Annotated in this window: 17 protein-coding genes; 10 read left to right on the top strand and 7 right to left on the bottom strand. The window is 66.6% G+C overall.

The genetic code is table 11. The features are described from left to right. Window positions 1-8: 8 nt before the first annotated feature. From F3H32_RS12740 to F3H32_RS12715, 6 genes are read left to right on the top strand one after another with little or no spacing between them, the layout of a single operon-like run. A complete protein-coding gene (locus F3H32_RS12740; RefSeq protein WP_149766184.1) occupies window positions 9-1,025 on the top strand; it encodes a TRAP transporter substrate-binding protein in 1,017 nt (338 codons plus the stop codon). Beyond that, complete coding sequence (locus F3H32_RS12735; protein ID WP_149766183.1) at window positions 1,025-1,837, top strand: IclR family transcriptional regulator; 813 nt, start codon at window positions 1,025-1,027, stop codon at window positions 1,835-1,837. The genes F3H32_RS12740 and F3H32_RS12735 overlap by 1 nt, the downstream gene beginning before the upstream one ends. Continuing rightward, window positions 1,834-3,003: an acetyl-CoA acetyltransferase gene (locus F3H32_RS12730; protein ID WP_115754520.1), complete on the top strand. Its 1,170-nt coding sequence runs from the start codon at window positions 1,834-1,836 to the stop codon at window positions 3,001-3,003. Before F3H32_RS12735 ends, F3H32_RS12730 begins: the two co-directional genes overlap by 4 nt. After that, window positions 3,000-4,589 carry an acyl-CoA synthetase gene (locus tag F3H32_RS12725; protein ID WP_149766182.1) on the top strand — a complete coding sequence of 530 codons (1,590 nt, stop codon included), beginning with the start codon at window positions 3,000-3,002 and terminating at the stop codon, window positions 4,587-4,589. The genes F3H32_RS12730 and F3H32_RS12725 overlap by 4 nt, the downstream gene beginning before the upstream one ends. Continuing rightward, window positions 4,586-5,413: a PCC domain-containing protein gene (locus tag F3H32_RS12720; protein WP_149766181.1), complete on the top strand. Its 828-nt coding sequence runs from the start codon at window positions 4,586-4,588 to the stop codon at window positions 5,411-5,413. Before F3H32_RS12725 ends, F3H32_RS12720 begins: the two co-directional genes overlap by 4 nt. After that, the gene (locus F3H32_RS12715; RefSeq protein WP_149766180.1) at window positions 5,410-6,171 is read left to right on the top strand and encodes an SDR family NAD(P)-dependent oxidoreductase; all 762 of its coding nucleotides are present in this window, start codon (window positions 5,410-5,412) and stop codon (window positions 6,169-6,171) included. The genes F3H32_RS12720 and F3H32_RS12715 overlap by 4 nt, the downstream gene beginning before the upstream one ends. A gap of 31 nt (window positions 6,172-6,202) precedes the next feature. On the opposite strand, the gene F3H32_RS12710 is transcribed toward F3H32_RS12715, so the two are convergent. Next, window positions 6,203-7,387, bottom strand: a complete 1,185-nt coding sequence (locus F3H32_RS12710; RefSeq protein WP_149766179.1) for a replication initiation protein — start codon at window positions 7,385-7,387, stop codon at window positions 6,203-6,205. A gap of 516 nt (window positions 7,388-7,903) precedes the next feature. Here F3H32_RS12710 and F3H32_RS12705 point away from each other — a divergent pair. Further along, window positions 7,904-9,316, top strand: coding sequence for an AAA family ATPase (locus F3H32_RS12705; RefSeq protein ID WP_149766178.1), 1,413 nt, complete (start codon window positions 7,904-7,906; stop codon window positions 9,314-9,316). After that, window positions 9,309-10,418, top strand: coding sequence for a ParB/RepB/Spo0J family partition protein (locus tag F3H32_RS12700; RefSeq protein ID WP_149766177.1), 1,110 nt, complete (start codon window positions 9,309-9,311; stop codon window positions 10,416-10,418). The genes F3H32_RS12705 and F3H32_RS12700 overlap by 8 nt, the downstream gene beginning before the upstream one ends. Window positions 10,419-11,565: 1,147 nt before the next feature. On the opposite strand, the gene F3H32_RS12695 is transcribed toward F3H32_RS12700, so the two are convergent. Genes F3H32_RS12695 through F3H32_RS12685 form a run of 3 tightly spaced genes read right to left on the bottom strand, consistent with a single transcriptional unit; the run spans window position 11,566 to window position 13,451 of the window. Next, a complete protein-coding gene (locus tag F3H32_RS12695; RefSeq protein WP_149766176.1) occupies window positions 11,566-12,114 on the bottom strand; it encodes a biotin transporter BioY in 549 nt (182 codons plus the stop codon). Window positions 12,115-12,118: 4 nt separating this feature from the next. Then, window positions 12,119-12,736 (bottom strand): energy-coupling factor transporter transmembrane component T family protein, encoded by a 618-nt coding sequence (locus tag F3H32_RS12690; RefSeq protein ID WP_149766175.1) that lies wholly within the window; start codon window positions 12,734-12,736, stop codon window positions 12,119-12,121. Then, window positions 12,711-13,451, bottom strand: a complete 741-nt coding sequence (locus tag F3H32_RS12685) for an energy-coupling factor ABC transporter ATP-binding protein (RefSeq protein WP_149766174.1) — start codon at window positions 13,449-13,451, stop codon at window positions 12,711-12,713. Before F3H32_RS12685 ends, F3H32_RS12690 begins: the two co-directional genes overlap by 26 nt. Before the next feature lie 212 nt (window positions 13,452-13,663). Here F3H32_RS12685 and F3H32_RS12680 point away from each other — a divergent pair, with 212 nt between their 5' ends. Both F3H32_RS12680 and F3H32_RS12675 read left to right on the top strand, forming a co-directional pair. Beyond that, on the top strand, window positions 13,664-15,271 hold the full coding sequence (locus F3H32_RS12680) for a glycosyltransferase (protein ID WP_223191442.1): 1,608 nt from the start codon (window positions 13,664-13,666) through the stop codon (window positions 15,269-15,271). 9 nt (window positions 15,272-15,280) lie between these two features. Continuing rightward, window positions 15,281-16,180 (top strand): glycosyltransferase family 2 protein, encoded by a 900-nt coding sequence (locus tag F3H32_RS12675; protein WP_149766172.1) that lies wholly within the window; start codon window positions 15,281-15,283, stop codon window positions 16,178-16,180. Between the two features lie 40 nt (window positions 16,181-16,220). On the opposite strand, the gene F3H32_RS12670 is transcribed toward F3H32_RS12675, so the two are convergent. From F3H32_RS12670 to F3H32_RS12660, 3 genes are all read right to left on the bottom strand, one after another. Next, entirely contained in the window at window positions 16,221-17,060 is an 840-nt protein-coding gene (locus tag F3H32_RS12670; RefSeq protein WP_149766171.1) for a hypothetical protein, read from the bottom strand. Between the two features lie 63 nt (window positions 17,061-17,123). Continuing rightward, a complete protein-coding gene (locus tag F3H32_RS12665) occupies window positions 17,124-17,888 on the bottom strand; it encodes a sulfotransferase family 2 domain-containing protein (RefSeq protein ID WP_115755434.1) in 765 nt (254 codons plus the stop codon). A gap of 91 nt (window positions 17,889-17,979) precedes the next feature. Beyond that, window positions 17,980-19,116 carry a UDP-galactopyranose/dTDP-fucopyranose mutase family protein gene (locus tag F3H32_RS12660; protein ID WP_149766170.1) on the bottom strand — a complete coding sequence of 379 codons (1,137 nt, stop codon included), beginning with the start codon at window positions 19,114-19,116 and terminating at the stop codon, window positions 17,980-17,982. Window positions 19,117-19,140 lie beyond the last annotated feature (24 nt).

Here is a 19,140-nt window from a genome sequence, read left to right as displayed (position 1 = left end):
AGGAAACCATGACCATCACCCGCCGCAGCATCCTGATGGGTGCCGCCGCAGGCGCGCTTGCCGCGCCCTTCATCCGGCTCGGCGCCGCCCGCGCCGCCGAGTTCGCCTATAAGATCGCCAACAACCAGCCCTTGGAACACCCCAGCAACGTGCGCCTGGCCGAGGCGGTCAAGGCGATCCTGGAAGAAACCTCGGGCGCGGTGGACATCCAGATCTTCCCCTCGAACCAGTTGGGCGCCGATACCGACGTGCTGGGCCAGCTCCGCTCGGGCGGGGTCGAATTCTTCCAGCTTTCGCCGGTGATCCTGTCGACGCTGGTGCCCAACGCCTCGATCAACGGCGTGGGCTTTGCCTTTCCCGACTACGACACCGTGTGGAAGGCGATGGACGGCGACCTGGGCGCCTATGCCCGCGGCCAGATCGAAAATGCCGGCCTGGTGGTGATGGACAAGATCTGGGACAACGGCTTTCGCCAGACCACCTCGTCCAGCAAGCCGATCCAGACGCCCGAGGATTTCCAGGGCTTCAAGATCCGCGTCCCGGTCAGCCCGCTCTGGACCTCGCTGTTCTCGGCCTTCGGCGCCGCGCCCGCCTCGATCAACTTCGCCGAAGTCTATACCGCGCTGCAAACCGGCATCGTGGACGGACAGGAAAACCCGCTGGCCATCATGAAGGTCGCCAAGCTGTGGGAGGTGCAGAAATACCTGTCCATGACCAACCACATGTGGGACGGGTTCTGGCTTCTGGGCAACCGCCGCGCCTGGGCCGCCCTGCCCGAGGATGCGCAGCAGGTCGTCGCCAGGCATTTCAACGCCGGCGCGGACCGCCAGCGCGAGGATGTGATGGCGCTGAACGCCACCCTGCGCGGCGACCTGGAAGGGCATGGCTTCGTCTTCAACGACGTGGACCCCCAGCCCTTCGAGGACAAGCTGCGCGAAGCCGGCTTCTATGCCGAGTGGAAAAAGACCTATGGCGACGAGGCATGGGAGATCCTGGAAACCGCCGTCGGCCGGAAGCTGGCCTGATGAAGGACGCCCCCGCCCCCCAGGCGACCGGCGGCGCGCAGGCGGTGGCGCGCGCGCTGTCGCTGCTGTCGCTGGTCGGCAGGGGCGGTGACGCCGGCCTGGCGCTGGGGCAATTGGCCGCCGCATCGGGGCTGACCCGGCCCACGGTGCGGCGGCTGCTTTTGGCCCTGGCCCAGGCGCGCATGGTCGAACAGGACCGCCGCAGCCGCCGCTATCACCTGGGGCCGGAAGCCTATCTGCTGGGCACATTCGCCGCCGAACGGCATGGCATCCTGCACCATGCCCGCGATTCCATGCTGCGGCTGGCCGACGAAACCGGCGACACCCTGCTTTTGACCGTGCCGCAGGGCGACCACACCCTGTGCCTGGAACGGATCGAGGGGGATTTCCCCATCCGCACCCATGCGCTGATGCGCGGCGACCGCAAGCCCGCGGGCGTCGGCGCCGGCGCCTTGGCGATCCTGGCCGCCCTGCCCCAGGCCCAGGCGCGGGCGCTGCTGCATCGGGCCGCGCCCCTGGCCGCCGAACTGGCCCCCGGCCTGGCCGCGGCGCTGGCCGACGATCTGGCCCAGGCGCGCGCCGCCGGCCATGCGCTGAACCCCGGCCGGGTGGTGCCGGGGTCCTGGGGCCTGGGCGTGGCGATCCTGTGGCCCGACGGCCGCCCGGCCGGCGCGCTTTCCATCGCCGCCATCGAAACCCGCATGGGCCCGGCCCGCCAGGCCGAACTGGCCGCCGCCCTGCACCGCGAGGCGCGCCTGGTCGCGGCCCGGCTTGCCGCATTGGACACTGAACCCGAAAGGAACATCGCATGACCGATCCCCTGATCGTCGGCTGGGCGCATACGAAATTCGGCAAGTCCGAAGCCCCCGACACCATGGCCCTGATGGCCGAGGTGGCGCGCCCGGCGCTGGACCATGCCGGCCTGCCGCCCGATGCCGTGGACGGCATCTTCGTCGGCGTCTACAACAACGGCTTCTCGCGCCAGGATTTCCAGGGCGCGCTGGTCGCCATGGGCACGCCGGAACTGGCGGGCGTGCCCTTCATGCGCACCGAAAACGCCTGCGCCACCGGCTCGGCCGCGATCTATGCGGCGGCCGATTTCATCGCCTCGGGCCGCGGCAAGGTCGCCCTGGTCATCGGCGCCGAAAAGATGAGCGCGACACCGGGCGACCAGGTCGGCGACATCCTCTTGTCCGCCAGCTACGTCCCCGAAGAGGGCGAGATCCCCGGCGGTTTCGCCGGCGTCTTCGGCCGCATCACCGACAGCTATTTCCAGCGCCATGGCGACCGCTCCCAGGAACTGGCGATGATCGCCGCCAAGAACCACGAAAACGGCATGCGCAACCCCTATGCGCATATGCAGAAACCCTTCGACCTGGCATTCTGCAACACCATCTCGGACAAGAACCCGCGCGTGGCCGGGCCGCTCAGGCGCACCGACTGCTCGCTGGTCTCGGACGGGGCGGCGGCGCTGGTGCTGGCCGCGCCCGAACTGGCCTCTGACCTGCAACGCGCCATCCGCTTTCGCGCCCGTGCCCAGGCCGGCGACCTGCTGGCGCTGTCGCGGCGCGATCCCATCGCCTTTGACGGCCCGCACCGGGCCTGGGCGGCGGCGCTGGACCAGGCGGGCCTGGGCATCATGGACCTGGCGCTGGTCGAAACCCATGACTGCTTCACCACCGCCGAGATGATCGAATACGAAGCCATGGGCCTTGCCCCCCGCGGCCAGGGCTGGCGCGTCATCCGCGACGGCGTGACCCGCTTTGACGGCGCGCTGCCGGTGAACCCTTCGGGCGGGCTGAAGTCGCGCGGCCATCCGATCGGCGCCACCGGCGTCTCGCAGCATGTCATGGTGGCGATGCAACTGGCGGGCGATGCCGGGGCGATGCAGGTGCCGGGCGCCAGCCTGGGCGGCGTCTTCAACATGGGCGGCGCCGCCGTCGCCAGCTATTGCTCGATCCTGGAGCGGCAGAAATGACGGAACCTATCGGCGGCCAGCGCCCGGTCTCGACCAGGGTGATGAACCTTGCCACCTTCCTGACCCAGGCCGCGCGGCGCGACCCGGACGGCATCGCGCTGGTCATGGGTGCGGCACGCTGGACATGGGGTCAGTTCGAGGCCCGCACCGACGCCCTGGCCCATGCGCTGCAAACCCGTTTCGGGCTGCAAAAGGGCGACCGGGTCATGTGCCAGTCGCAGAACTGCATGGAAATGATGCAGGCCATGTTCGCCACCTGGCGCGCCGGCGGCGTCTGGGTGCCCGCGAATTTCCGCCAGACGCCCGAGGAAGTGGCCTGGCTGACCCGATCCGCGGGCGCGACGCTGATGTTCTGCAACGCCGGCTTCCCCGACCATGCGGCGGCCTGCGGCGTGACCACGCTGGCCTTCGGCGACGCCGGTTTCGGCCCCTCGGTCCAGGACATCACCGCCGAAAGCATGGGAAGCCGGCCGCAGGTCGCGGCGGTGGATCGCGACGATCCGTGCTGGTTCTTCTTCACCTCGGGCACCACCGGCCGGCCCAAGGCATCGGTCCTGACCCATGGCCAGATGGCCTTCGTGGTGACGAACCACCTGGCCGACCTGATGCCCGGCCTGACCGGCGACGACGCCTCGCTGGTCGTGGCCCCCCTGTCGCATGGCGCGGGGGTGCATCAACTGACCCAGGTGGCGCGCGGGGTGAAAACCGTGCTGCTGCCGTCCGAGCGGTTCGACGCCGCGCAGGTCTGGGACCTGGTGCGGGAATGGCGGGTGTCCACCATGTTCACCGTGCCCACGATTCTGAAGCTGCTGGTCGAGCATCCGGCGACGGAAACGGCCGACCTGTCCTCGCTGCGCTATGTCATCTATGCCGGCGCGCCGATGTATCGCGTGGACCAGCAAAAGGCGCTGCGCAGGCTCGGCCCGGTGCTGGTGCAATATTTCGGCCTGGGCGAAGTGACCGGCAACATCACCGTGCTGCCCGCCCATCTGCACCAGGCCGAGGACGGCCCCACGACCCGCATCGGCACCTGCGGCCATGCCCGCACCGGCATCGAGATCCAGGTCCAGGACGACCAGGGCCGCGAATTGCCCCCCGGCCAGACCGGCGAGATCTGCGTGATCGGCCCCGCCGTCTTTGCCGGCTACTACCAGAACCCGCAGGCCAACGCCAAGGCGTTCCGCGACGGCTGGTTCCGCACCGGCGACCTGGGCCACATGGACAAGGCCGGGTTCCTGTATATCACCGGGCGCGAATCGGACATGTTCATCTCGGGCGGCTCGAACGTCCACCCGCGCGAGATCGAGGAAAAGCTCCTGACCCATCCCGCCATTTCCGAAGTCGCGGTGCTGGGCATCCCCGACCCCCTGTGGGGAGAGGTCGGCTGGGCGATCTGCGTCGCCCAATCCCCCGTGACCGAAGACGAGCTGGCGGCGTTCCTGGCCCCGAAACTCTCGCGCTACAAGCTGCCCAAGCGCTTCCTGTTCTGGGATGCGCTGCCGAAATCCGCCTATGGCAAGATCACCAGGAAGCTGATCCGCGAGGAACTCGAAACCCGCGGCCTGCTGGAACAGGCCCCGGCATGACCATGATCCATCCCGGCCCCCGCGCGGCCGAGCGCATCCTGGCACGGCGCGCCACGCTGCGGCCCATTCGCGGCCGGCTGCGCGCGGGGCAAACGGTGATGCAGGCGGTGGCCGATCTGTTCGCGGATCACGGCTGCAAGGGCGGCGTCCTGTCGCTGGCGGGCGTCGCCTGCGAGCCGATGCGCTATGTCCTGCCGGCGCTTTCCACCGACGGGCTGCACGCGGCCTGGTATTCCGCGACCCATGCGCCCGAGGGCCGCTGGACCATCGACAGCGCCACCGCCAGCGTGGGCTGCAAGGACGGCGCGCCCTTCCTGCATTGCCACGGCATCTGGTCGGGCGGAGGCGATACCGCCATGGGCCACCTGCTGCCCCTGGATTGCGTCATCGCCGAGGACGCGGCGGTCCAGGGCCTGGGTGCGGCGGAAACCTGGTTCGAGGCCCTGCCCGACCCGGAAACCGCCTTCACGCTCTTCACCCCGCAGGGCGGCGACGACGGCCCTGCCCTCTTCGCCCGCATCCTGCCTGGCGAAGACGTGGTCACGGCCATCGAAACCCTGGCCGCCCGCCACGGCATCGCCACGGCGCGGCTGCATGGCGTCGGCAGCATCGACCATATCCGCTTTGCCCAGGGGCACCGCATGGACTGCCTGGCCACCGAACTGCGCCTGGACGGCGCGCGGCTGGCCCAAGGGTCGGCGCATGTGCCGATCCAGGCCGTGGACATCCACGGCCATATCGCGCGCGGCACGCTGGCGCGGGGCGAAAACCCCGTCGGCGTGACGCTGGAACTGATCATCGAACCCACAGGGGACGCGCCATGAAGACCGCCATCGTCACCGGGGGCTGCCGCGGCATCGGCCTGGCCGCCACCCGGATCTTCCTGGAACAGGGCTGGGCCGTGGCCGTGGTGGACCGCGACACCCAGGAATTGCACCGCGCCTGCGCCCCCCTGGAAAACGTCCTGCCCATCCAGGCAGACATCTCCGACCCCCAGGCCGCCCAGGGCATGATCCGCCAGGTGGTCGAACGCTTTGGCCGCGTCGATGCGCTGGTCAACAATGCCGGCGTGGCGCTGTTCTCGCCCGCCGGGCAGACCGGCTTCGAAGAATGGCGCGAGGTCATGGCGACGAACCTGGACGGGGTGTTCCTGTGCATCCAGGCGGCGGTGCCGGAACTGGCCAGGACCCGCGGCGCCATCGTCAACATCGCCTCGATTTCCGGGCTGCGCGCCTCGACCCTGCGGGTGGCCTATGGCACCTCCAAGGCGGCGGTGATCCACCTGACCAAGCAATTCGCCGCCGAACTGGGCGAACAGGGCATCCGCGTCAATTGCGTGGCCCCCGGCCCGGTCAAGACCAAGCTGGCCGCGGCGGTCCACGCGCCGGAAATCATCGCCGCCTATTACGACGCCATCCCCCTGAACCGCTATGGCGAGGCGCACGAGATCGCCGAGGCCATCGTCTTTCTGTGTTCCGACAAGGCCAGCTTTGTCACCGGCCAGACCCTGGCGGTCGATGGCGGCTTCGACGCCACCGGCGTCGGCCTGCCGGCGCTGCGCCGCCAGGACCCGCCCGACTGACCGGGCCGCCTGACCCCGCCGCCACAGCCGGTCAGCCGTCGTCCAGCCCGGCCAGCAATCCGGGCGACATTTCCTCCCAGAATGCCGCGATGCGGGCGCTGTTCAGCGGCGACATCCAGCCGTGCTTTTCGAAATCCTCGCGGATGCGGGCATCGGAAAGCTGCGCCAGGAACAGCCGCTTGTCGGCGTCGCGCTGGGTCGGCGTGCGGGCCTTGACCGCGTCCAGGATGCGGCGCAGCCGTTCGGCGCGCGGGCTTTGCGGTGTCTCCCCTGCCCGCTCGGGCGGCGCGCCGAAATTGCCCTCCAGCGCCGCGGTCAGATAGCCGAGCTTGCTTTTGACGTTCTTGCGCGATTCGACATAGTCCAGCTTTTCCAGCACCTGCTCTTCGCCATGCGCGCTCAGCCATTGCCGCGCCAGCCGGTCGCTGACGCCCAGGTCGCGCAGCCGGGAATAGACCGCGCCATGCCGCATCCCCTCGCCATCGTCCAGGTCCAGGATCGCCAGTTGCGGGTTTTCCCGGATGCGAAAGCGGATCTCCGTGACCGCCCTGCCCTGTTTCTTCGTCTCGGGCGTGACCAGGATGTTGCTGCTGCGGTTCACCTCGTCCACGGCGGGCTTGATGACCTTGGCGTTCAGGTGCTTGAAGGTTTCGTAATAGGCGCTGCCATCGACCCCCATCAGCCGCCGGAACAGGTCCAGGGGCCACCACCCGGTCGAGCCGGTCCTGACAAAGCGATAGCAGTTTTCGTATAGCGCCAGCGCATGGCCGCTGGTGAATCGGCGCTGGATGTTCAGGTTGATCAGCGCGAAAACCTTGGGATCGTTCAGCTTTTCCGCAAGCGCCGGGGAATAGGCGTATTCGCACACCCCGCCCTTCAGCTTGGCATAGCTCAGCAGGCTGCTGACGCCCCATTCCTGCTGGCCCTTTTCGTCCAGCATGTCCCATTCGGCCACCGTTTCGGCCAGGCCGCGCAGCGACTGTTTCAGCGTGTCCATGTCGTTGCTGTTATAGCCGATCATCAGGCACAATGTGCGGGCGTCGATCTGGTGGCGCGCGCGGCTGATCAGCGTGTCATAGGCATTAAGCAGCAGCACGTTCGACAGCTTGCGCTGCAACAGCGTCAGCTTGCCCGACACATGGATCGCGGCCACGTGTTTCTTGACCGCCCCCCGGCGCAGCGCGCCCGAAAGCTGATCGCGAGGAATATCGTCCATCGCCCTGCCCCTTTATCATTGCCGGCGATTATGACCGACAAGGTACCTTCCGGCAACGCCAATCCGGGTTCCCCATCCGCCATTCTTCCGGTCCCGCAGATGGGTTCCTTAGCCCCGAACCGCCCGGCAAAGGCACCCGTTTACGGGGGGCCACGTCGCGTTTGCGGGCGAAATCCGGGCCGAAACCGCATATCCGGGCCCGTCCCGCATCTGGAAACCCCTCTTCCCGCGAATCGGTGCCCCCGCTCCCGGAATCGGGTGCCCTTCGTCCCGCAAACGGGTCCTTCTGGTCCCGAAAACGGGTGCCGTATGGCCGATAACTTGCTGATTCAGTTGAGTTTTCTATTCGGAAAGATTCTAAATATCTAAAAGGAATCACAAGCTTTCCGCTGCTGCTTTTCTCAATTTCGGGGGAATTTCGCTGCGAAACCTCGGCGGATGATTCACTTGCCGGCGATGATGTGTAATAGTTTCGCCAAAACACCCTTCAAAGCAGCACATCGCAGAGGATACGACATGTCCGCAGGCAAGGACCCCCTCCCCCCCTATTTCAACATCAACCCCGCACGGGCGGCCGAGCGTCTTTCCGAACCTATCGACACCGCCCGATTCGCGAAAGCCGCCGCCTTTGCCGCGCGCGGCCGCCAGGACCTGGCCGAACGCGGCTATGCCCCCGACGGCAGAAAGCGGCTGCGCCGCTTCTCGACCTGGGAAATCTGCCGCTACCTGATCCCGGTGGCCCCGGCGCATTTCCGCCGTGTCCTGCTTCGGAATCCCGACCTGCCGCAGGGCCAGGGCGAAGGGAACTCGAAATGGTTCAGCCTCGATGACGTGCTGCGCCTTCGCGACCATTTCGCGGCCGAGGGCGCGGCCGGCCGGGAATACCGCCCCTGGCGCCCCCAGGGGCTGCCCGCCAAGGTCCTGGCGGTGGCGAATTTCAAGGGCGGGGTCGGCAAGACCTCGACCGCCGCGCATCTGGCCATGTCGGCGGCGTTGGACGGCTACAAGGTGCTGGTGATCGACCTCGACAGCCAGGGCAGCATGACCTCGATCATGGGCGGCAAGGTGGCGGACGAATGGTCCACGGCCTTTCCCCTGCTGGCCAAGGATTACGCCCTGGCGCTTCAGGACGAAAACCGGGTGCGCGAGGCGGCGGGCCATGCCCCCCTGCCCTTCGACGAGACCCTGACCGAGGCGCTGAAGATCACCGCCCAGGACCTGATCCAGAACACGCATTGGCCGAATATCGACCTGCTTGGCGCGCAGCTGAACCTGTATTGGGCCGAATTCCAGGTGCCGGTCTGGCGCATGGGCCTGCGCGGCTGGCCGCTGTGGGACGCGCTCGGCAACGCCCTGGTGAACGATGGTATCCTGGACGGTTACGACATCGTCATCCTGGATACCCCGCCGGCGCTTGGCTACCTGACCATCAACGCCCTGGCGGCGGCCGACATCCTGCTGGTGCCGCTGGGTGCGTCCTTCCTGGAATTCGATTCGACCGGGCGCTTTTTCGATATGCTCTATTCGACCTTCGCCAGCGTCGAAGAGGGCGAGAATGCCGCCCGCCGCCGCGACGGCCTGCCCGAGATGCGCTTTGAATGGGACGCGGTGCGGGCCATCGTCACCCGCTTCGATGCCGGCCAGCAGACCGACCTGGCCAATGTGATCCAGGCCTATTTCGGGGATTTCATGACCACCTATCGCCAGGAACTGACCGCCATGGTCGGCCAGGCCGGCGAACAGGTGAACGGCATCTACGAGGCCGATTACCGCGAGTTCAACCGCGAGACCTATGTCCGCGGCCGCGAGACATTCGACCGCACCTGGGCCGAGGTCAAGGAGCTGATCCTGGGCACCTGGTGGCGCGATCTTCAGATGCAACAGGCCGAGCAGGCGGCCGAGGTGAAGGAGCAGCAGGCCCATGGCTAAGCGCAGACGGCTGTCGACCCCCAGCAGCGCCGATCTGGACCGGATCGAGGAACAGTTTCGCAGCGAAACCTATGAGCGGCCGGCCCTGGGCCGCGGCATCGCCCCAATTGCCCAGGTGGCGGGCGACAGCGCGGCGCTGTCCAGCGCCGAAAGCACCGAAAGCCGCGCCGGCCGGGCGCGGGCCGAGGCCGACGCGGCACGGCTCCACGATGCGCAGGAACGGGGGCTGCTGATCGCCGAACTGCCCATCGACCAGATCGACGAAGGCGCGATGGTGCGCGACCGCATGGTGATGAATGACGAGGACATGCAGGAGCTGCGGCTGTCCATCGCCGCAAACGGCCTGCGACTGCCGATCGAGGTCTATGAGATGGCGGCGCCGGACGGGCAGGGGCCGCGCTACGGCCTGCTTTCGGGCTATCGCCGCCTGCACGCGGTGCGGGCCCTGCACGAGCTGACCCAGGCCGAGAAGCACAGCCGCATCCGCGCCCTGGTCCGGCCCCGCACCGAGACCGACGCGGCCTTTGTCGCCATGGTCGAGGAGAACGAGGTCCGCGAGGAGCTGAGCCATTTCGAGCGCGGCCGCATCGCCGTGATCGCCGCCAACCAGGGGGCCTTTGCCAATACCGAGGAGGCGGTGAACCGGCTGTTCGCCACCGGCTCAAAGGCCAAGCGGTCCAAGGTGCGCTCTTTCGCGCTGATTTTCGAGGAATTGGGCGACATGCTGCGCTTTCCCGAGGCGCTGACCGAAAGGCGGGGGCTGCGGCTGTCGGCGGCGCTGCGCAACGGGGCCGAGGCGCGGCTGCGCCAGGCCCTGTCGATGCGCGGCCCCGAGAATGCCGAGGAGGAATGGGACCTGATCGAGCCGGTGCTGCAATCGCTGGAAGGCGGCCCCGGCACGGCCAGCCGGGGCGGGCGGCCGCGCTCCAAGCAGCCGCGCTATGGCTGGGTCGACGAAATGACCCTGCGCACCACCAGCGGCGTTGAAATTCGGCGGGGCAGGGACGGCAGGGGCCATATCCTGCGGCTGGAGGGCGATCCGCTGACCGACGATCTGATGGAAAGCCTGATGCTGGAGATCCGGGCGCTGCTGGAGAAATAGGGGGTTTCGCAGCGAAACCACCGGAATAGGGCAGGGGGGCAATTTGCCCTTTTGGCGCTGGGGTATATGGGTAATCCGCAGAAAGGGAGTTTTAAGCGGATATGATGGGATAGAAGTTTGCGTTTATTGGAGGAAGGGCTTGAGCTGGTTCCGGCTGAAAGGCCCTTGAGTGAGGGTATTTCGGCCATGTGGCCTGGTCGCTTGGGTGCCCCAGGTGGGGGTTTGAGCCAGGGTTTTAGGGTGGTTTTCAGAGAGTTGCGCGGCGGGGGCGGTTCGTTCCAGCCCGCCGGCCGCGGTGGGGCATCGGGGCAAGATGCGGGGGGCCTTGCCGCCCAACGGGGCCGGTGCTGGTCGATCTGACGACCCGTCGCGAAAGGGTCGGCGGGTCGGGAACGGGTCCCGGCAAAGCCCTGTGACCACGGGCAAGAAGGCCGGCCGCGATCTGCCCCGCGCACGCGGGCCTTTGACGACCCGAAGGTTGCGCCCCTTGCCGGGCAACGGGGCCGGTTCTGGTCGGTCCGGCCACCCGTCGCGAAAGGGTTCGCGGGTCGGGAACGGGTCCCGGCAAAGCTCTGTCATCACGGGCGGGCAAGAAGGCCGGCCGCGATCTGCCTCGTGCGCGGGCCTTTAACGACCCGAAGGCCGCGCCCCTTGCCGCCCAACGGGGTTGGTTCTGGTCGATCCGGCCTTCCGTTGCGAAAGGGTCGGCGGGTCGGGAAAGGGTCCCGGCAAAGCCCTGTGACCACGGGCAAGAAGGCCGGCCGCGATCTGCCCCGCGCACGCGGGCCTTTGACGACCCGAAGGTTGCGCCCCTTGCCGGGCAACGGGGCCGGTTCTGGTCGATCCGGCCTTCCGTTGCGAAAGGGTCGGCGGGTCGGGAACGGGTCCCGGCAAAGCCCTGTGACCACGGGCAAGAAGGCCGGCCGCGATCTGCCCCGCGCACGCGGGCCTTTGACGACCCGAAGGTTGCGCCCCTTGCCGCGCAACGGGGCTGGTTCTGGTCGGTCCGGCCTTCCGTTGCGAAAGGGTCGGCGGGTCGGGAAAGGGTCCGGGCAAAGCCTTGTCATCACGGGCGGGCAAGAAGGCCGGCCGAGATCTGCCCCGCGCGCGGGCCTTTAACGACTCGACCCCCCGCGCCCCCCGCCGGTCAGGCGCGGTGCCAGGCCAGGGTCTGCGGGCGCAGCTTGGCCAAAGCCTGCACCAGCAGGCCGGTGATCGCCGCCTTCAGCAGGTCGCCGGGGATGAAGACCGCCACCAGCAGGAACGCCTGGCCCAGGCTTTTGCCGCTGGCCAAGGCAAGCCCGGCCGCGCCCATGACGTAAAGGATCGCGATCCCGCCGAAGGCCGCGCCCAAGCCCGCCGCCAACCCCGCCGAGCGCAGGCGGACATGTTCGACGAACAGGCCGGTGGCAAAGGCCGCGACCGGAAAACCCAGCGCAAAGCCGCCGGTGGGCGCGGCAAAGGCGCCCAGCCCGCCGCGGCCGCCGGACAGAAGCGGCAGGCCAAGCGCCACCAGCAGCAAAAACAGCCCCGCTGCCGCGGCGCCTCCGCGCGCGCCCAGCACCGCCCCGGCCAGCATGACGCCCAGCGTCTGCGCAGTGATCGGCACGCCGAAGCCAAGGGTGATCTGCGGCACCAGCCCCAGCGCCGCGATCATCGCGGCGAAAAGGGCGATCTGGGCGATATTGCGTTCCATGCGTTTACTCCTGTTCCGGCGGGCCAAGAGCGCCGCCGCGCGCCCGCAAAGCTTCGCCGACATGGTCGGCCTCGTCCAGTGCCTGCAAGGTCAGGGGCAGCACCAGCCGCCAGCCGGGCCGGCGGCGCGACCGGGCGCGCCAGGCCTGGGCCAACGCCTCGGCACGGGCGACCAGGACCGGGGTGAAGCGGATGACCAGCGGGATCGCGGTTTCCAGCAGATGCACCGGCAGGCCCAGCCGGCGCAGCGGCGCGACCAGGCGGTGGACCAGCTCGACCAGCGCGTCAAGCCCGGTGGTCATCGTCACCAGATTGGCCAGCGCCACCAGCGTCACCATGCGCAGCGTGACCAGAACGCCCTGGGCCAGGTCGCCGGCCAGGCCGTGCCAGGCCAGCAGCACGGCCACGAAAGGCAGCACCACCCGCAGGCTGTGCAGCCCGGCGCGCAGAAAGATGCGGCCCGGCGCGGCGTAAAGCGCCGCCACCACGGCCAGCGCGGCGGCGTGGACCGCGATGTCGCGCACCAGCACCAGCCCGGTCGAGGCCAGGCACAGCGCGGCAAGCTTTGCCCCGGCGGGCCAGCGATGCGCGCGGGTCTTAACCGGGGAGGTCAGCGATATCATCAAGATCCCCCAGCCGGACCATCTCGGCGGTAAAGGCGGGCAGAAGCGTTTCGGGCGGACCCTGGGCGATGATGCGCCCGCGTTCCAGCCAGTAAAGCTGGTCGGATTGCGCCAGGTCGGCGGGGTCGTGCGAGATATGCAGCAGCCGGGCCGGGATGCGGTGCAGATGCCGGGCAAGCTGGCGGCGGGTGGGAATGTCCAGCCCGGCATAGGGTTCGTCCAGGATCAGAAGCTGCGGCCGCATCGCCAGCACCGCCATCATGCAGACCAGGTGCTTTTGCCCCTGCGACAGCACCGAGACCGGCGCGTCCTGCCAATGCGGCTTGCCGAAGGAATGCAGCACCGCCTGGACCCCGGCCGCGGCCTGGGCCTTGTCCAGCCCCTGCTGGCGCAGGCCAAAGGCGATCTCTTCGCCGACGCGGGGAAAGATGATCTGGTGGTCGGGGTTCTGGAACAGGATGCCCACGGTCGCAAGCGCCGCGCGCCGGTCGCGAAACACGTCATGGCCGGCGATGCGGATCTGGCCGCTTGTCGGTGCCAGCAGTCCGGCCAGCAGCCGCGCCAGGGTGCTTTTGCCCGAACCGTTGCGCCCCACCACGCCGATGCGCCGGGCCGAGCAATGCAGGGTGATGCCGTCCAGCACCGCGCGCCCGCCGATCTTATAGCGCAGATCGTCAAGCCGGATGGCAAAGCCGGCGCTGTCGCAGCGATGCAAGCGGGCCTCCTTTCGGCCGGGACTGGTTCTGGTCCTGATGGGGGGAAATGCGGGCCGGATGCAAGCCCCAACCCCGGCCGGGGCGGGTGGCAACAATCTGCGCAGTTGCGCCGGTTTTCCGGCACGGCCCGCTTGTGGCTTTTCCTTGTGGCCGTTCTCGACTACATCCGGGCCGGAAGCAGGCAGACGAGATACGCAGCAGCATGACCAGCATGACCGCACTCGCCCCCGTCGGCGAGGAAACCGCCCAGCGTATCGAGCGCGAAATCCAAGAGATCGTCGCCATCTATTCCCGCCTTTACCCCACGCAGGCGCTAAGCTTCCTGGTCTATCAGGGCAAGGATCCGGTCTGGGGCGCGCCGGTGGTGACCGAGGGCGCCTTTACCTTTCAGCCCGAACACTTGAATGCCGAGTTCCTGGGGCAGGTGGACCGCCCCGGCGCCCATCCCGGCGCGCCGGTCGTCACCGTCCAGGTGTCGATCCCGCGCAAGCCGCTGCCCAGCGAAAGCCGGCAGATGGACGCGCCCTGGAGCCCGATGCGCCGGCTGCGCGCGCTTTACCGGCTGTCGCCGCTGGCCTATGAAACCGTCCGCTACCAGGCGGAAATGCAGCGCAAGCGCCGCGCCGGCGGCCATTCGCATCAGCCGCTGCCGCGGGGCGACGGCTCGGCGCTGCTGGCCGCCCCGGCGCCCGCGCAGCAGGACCAGCGCCCAGCCATCCTGATCGGCATGCATTGGCTGGAGGTCGGCGGTGCCGAGAAGCTGGGCTTCGACACCATCCGCTGGGCGCTGGAGGCGGGCTTGCGGGTCTTCGTGGCCGCCGGCGTGCCTTCGATCCAGCGGCTGGCGGACAGGCTGCCCGACCACCCCGACGTCACCTTTCTGCGGCTGGACCGCTATCTGCCCCACCCCCTGTGGCCGCGCTATGTCGAGAACCTGGCGCGGGCGGAAAACATCCGGCTGATCCATATCCACCATTGCCGGCCGCTTTACGAATCGCTGCCGCAGGTGCGGGCCAGGCTGCCCTGGATCAGGGTGATCGACAGCACCCATATCGTCGAACATGCCGATGGCGGCTTTCCGCGCAGCTCCGGGGTCTGGTCGGGCTTCATCGACCTGCATCATGTCATCAGCCGGGAGCTGGTCGATTACTACCGCGACAGGTTCCAGATCATCGGCCAGGTGCGGCTGGGGCGCATGCTGGAGCGGGGCGGGCATCCCGCCAGCCTGCCCGAACCGAACATGCAGCCGGGCAAGAAGCGGTTGCAGGTGGCCTTTGTCGGCCGGCTTTACTACCAGAAGCGGCCGATCGTGCTGGTCGAGGCGTTGCGGGCGCTGTCGGACTGGGCCAGGCGCAACGATGTCGAACTGGCCGCCAAGATCGTGGGCGAGGGGCCGTTCCTGGACGCGGTGCGGGCGCTGATAAGCCGTTACGGCCTGGCCGACCGGGTGGCGTTGCTGCCTGCCGACGCGCCGGTGCCCGAGATCCTGCGCCAGTCCGACATCCTGCTGTTGCCGTCCAACAACGAGGGGCTGGCGCTGGTCTGCTATGAAGCGGTGGAACAGGGCTGCATCCCCATTTCGACTGATGTCGGCTCGCAGGCCGAGATCGTGCCCAAGGACCTGCTGGTGCCGCTGGCGCCGCGGGCCTGCGTCAAGGGCATCGTGGCCGCGGTGGACCGGCTGTGGCGCGATGCGGATTTCCTGTCCCGGCAGCGCGAGGCGCTGGTCCGGTCCTGGACTGCGATAACGAGTGACCCCACCGCCAAGGACGTGCTGATGCCGGTCTATCAGAAGGCCGCGGCGGGCCTTCAGGAGTAGTGTTTCAAGATGAGTGCTTTGGGCAAGACGGCGGCGGTGATCGTGACGTTCAACCGTTCGGCCAAGTTGATGAAGGTGCTGGACGCGCTGGACGGCCAGACGCTGCGCCCCGACGTGATCCTGGTGGTCGACAATGCCTCGACCGACGACACCCAGGCGCTGGTCGAGGCGCGGGCCCAGGACGACGCGCGCATCCGCTATCTGCGGCTGGCGCAGAATGTCGGCGGGGCAGGGGGGTTCCACGAGGGGCTGAAGGCCGCCTATCGGCTGGGCGCGCATTATTTCTGGGTCTCGGACGACGACGCCTATCCGCAGCCCGACGCCATCGAGCGCCTGGTCCAGGCCATCACCGCCTTCGAGGCGCAGCACGAATGGCGGCCCAGCTTTGCCTGTTCGCGGGTGGAATGGATCGACGGCTCGCTGTGCGAGATGAACACGCCGCGCCCGGTCTGGGACTGGCCGCGTTTCCTGACCGCCCGGACGCCCTGGGCGCTGGTCGATTCCGCCTCGTTCGTGTCGATCCTGATCCCGCGTTGGGCGGTGGAACAGCACGGCCTGCCGATCGCGGATTATTTCATCTGGTTCGACGACGCGGAATATACCCGGCGGCTGTCGCGATCCTATCCGGGGATTTTCTGCCCCGAAAGCCGGGTGATCCACGACACGCCCGACAATCGCGGGGTGAATTTCGCCCTTGTGGATGAAAAGAGCCTGTGGAAATTCAAATACGGCGCCCGCAACGAGGCGTCCTGGCGCCGCCGCGAAAGGGGCCGGATGGGGATCCTGGCCTTTGCCTATGGCGTGCATTTGCAGATGAAGGGCGGCAATGTGCCCTGGAAACTGCGGCGAGAGATTTTCCGGGCGATTGCGCGGGGGGCGGTGTTCCGGCCGGGGATCGTGAAGGTGTGATCCGGTCTTGGGATGGATGCCAAGCCGTGAAGCTTGGGCGCTATGGGCCGGCTAGCCTATGGACGCGCTCGGCAAGGATTGGGTGGTTTCGTGCGACCGCGTGGTTCGCCAAGACTTCGCGATACAACAAGGTGCCACGGCGAGCCCTTATAGTCCTGAAGAACCATTTCGGATCCAGTTCACCAGCGATCATGGCTCGATTGACCTCTTTGAAAATGCCCATCTGGTTCAACATAGGCGCACCGCCATGTCCAGCGCCCGGTATTGGCAAATTGACAACATGCGACCCCACGGCCAAGCGGTCTGCGTGTCGTCTGTCGAAAGTATCCAAGTTGTCGTATATAATATAGCATAGGCCGGCATGGCGGACGCCGTCTGCACCGTCCCAGAAGGGCAGGGACCAGTTCTGCCTTGTGCCTTCTGGAAACCTGTTCTCCCACGGGGTAATATCTGGTTTCAAAGTGCTCTGCGGGCTATATGCGAGGACTTTACATCCCGGCGCAAAGGGAGCAAAGGCCGCTGCCGCATAACCGCCCATGGAGCCCCCGGTAAAGACAACATTCGAAAAGCTTTCAAAGAAGCCCTGATTTTTTATCGCTTCAAATGCTTCTATGAGGTCGTGGCGGCGATACCAATCGCGCCTGCGTGCAATTACGCCCAGCAGCGAATGGCCTTGTCCAAGATAGAACTTCTCGCCCCAGGTGTGGCGGCCGTGGTATTTCTCATTAAGCGGCCGGGCGGCGTTATCGAAGGAAACGATTAGCGTCCGCCCGCCCGCCTTGTATTGAAGGCGATGGTTCGAAAGATGGAAGGTAAAGTCCGAAGAGGCGTTGACCTCTCCTATATGCTTTCGCCTTGTAATAAATCGGAGTAGCCTCATCGGACTGCCTCTACATCCTGCCGGCTTACTTCTCGTTCAATCAGACAAATCCAGATGCAGACGTCACCTTGGAAGTTCAAGGCCATAGCCGAAATGTTCGAAATCGTTGGCATAAACCTTCCGAACAATATCGGCAGTCTTCTGGGTGTAGTATTCCTGCACCTTTTCATTCGACCCGGTGGCGTGTGAGCGCCCGGCGGTGAAGGAGAGCTTTGCCAAGCCTATTCGGCGGGCGATGTCGCCCGAGTCTTCATCCAGTGTTTCAAGCTTCGCAAAGAAAGTATAGGGTATGATATCGGCACAGATGTGTTCGTATTGCGGCCGCCAATGCTGATCGAAGTCCAGCGGCTGTTCGAACAGCGTCAATGCCTCGCAATATTCCTCGAAGCTTACGGAATTGTGCGCAACGGCGGACACATGAACGTTGCGTAGTTTTGCCACCCGGTGCGCGATGTTTCTGAACTGGGGCTCGTCACGCCGAACCTTGTCGAGATAGCCCGACAGAATCCGCGTGAAGGGGTTGCGCACGACCGCCCACTTAATGACGTTGCTATCTCTGATGAACTCGTTGAATTTCGTGCGGCCCATCTGGAAAGGCTTGATCAGAAGCTGATGCTGAAAAGGGACATGGGGGTTGTGGTTTTCCCGCAGAAAGCCCTCCGGCACGGGCACATCCATGGTTTCCTGTCGCCATAGCTCTTTCTTTACGGCCGAGCATCCCGATTTCGCCACCTCACAAAAGAAATACATATTCTTCAGCGAAATCGAAAAATGATAGTTCATCTGCTGCGGACCGAGTCTCTGGTTACAGTTTTGGTAGTAGAACATCACTTTTTCTCCGGATAGTCAGGTGAGCGAACTGCCCTCGCGTCGGCATTCGCAGCTTTTTTGCCCTCATGCAAGAGCGGGGGGACGGCGCTCATATCGGCGGTGTAACAAACCCCGGCATCGCCTTCCCGGCCCGCAGAAACACCCCCGCCGTATCCAGCGCCTCGCGAATGGTCACGTCCATGTCGAGATAGCGATAGGTGCCCAGCCGGCCGACGAAGGTCACGCCGCGCTGCGCCTGCGCCAGATCGACATATTGCGCCAAAAGCGATTTTTCCTCGACCAGGCGAATCGGGTAATAGGGGATGTCGCCGGGACCGGCTGCGCGGGAATATTCGCGATAGCAGGTGCTGGAATCATGGCTTTCCCAGGGCGAGAAATGCTTGTGTTCGGTGATGCGGGTCCAGGGCACCTCGCGGTCGCCGTAATTCATCACCGCGCAGCCCTGATAGTCGCCCTGATGGGTGAAACGCTCGAAATCCAGGGTGCGATAACCCAGCCGGCCCAGCTTGTAGTCGAAGAACCCGTCCAGCGGTCCCGACCAGAACACATGGTCGGCGGCCTGGGCCATCTGGGCGCGATAGGGGGTCTGCAACTCGACCGTGATGCGCGGATGGTCCAGGATCGCCGCCACCATGGCGGTATAGCCGGCCCGCGGCATGCCCTGGAAGCGGTGGAAGAAATAGTTGTCGTCATAGTTGAAGCGCAGCGGCAGCCGCTTGAGGATCGAGGCCGGCAGATCGCGCGGCGAACAGCCCCATTGCTTTTCGGTATAGCCCTTGAAGAACGCCTGATAGAGTTCGGGGCCGACGAAGCGCAGCGCCTGTTCCTCGAAGCTTTGCGGCTCGGCGATCGAGCGGTCGGCGCGGCTTTCGATGAAGGCGCGGGCCTCGTCCGGGCGCAGGGTCTTGCCGAAGAACTGGTTGATGGTGTGCAGGTTCACCGGCAGCGAATAGACCGCGCCCTGCGAGGTGGTCTTGACCCGGTTCCGGAACGGCACGAATTCGGCGAAGCGGTTGACATAATCCCAGACGCCCGCGTCGTCGGTGTGGAAGATGTGGGGGCCGTAAAGATGCAGCATGACGCCGGTTTCGGGGTCGCGTTCGGTATGGCAATTGCCGGCGATATGCGGGCGGCTGTCGATGATGCGGCAGTCATGGCCCGCCTCGGCAAGCTGGCGGCCGATCACCGCGCCCGACAATCCCGCGCCCACAAGCAGTATCTTCATCCGTTCACCCCAATGCCCCGTCCG

Source organism: Paracoccus thiocyanatus (genome assembly GCF_900156255.1).
Taxonomy (GTDB): Bacteria; Pseudomonadota; Alphaproteobacteria; order Rhodobacterales; family Rhodobacteraceae; genus Paracoccus; species Paracoccus thiocyanatus.
The sequence above is the reverse complement of the archived record's forward strand: the minus strand, read 5'-3'. Positions and strand labels throughout refer to the sequence as shown.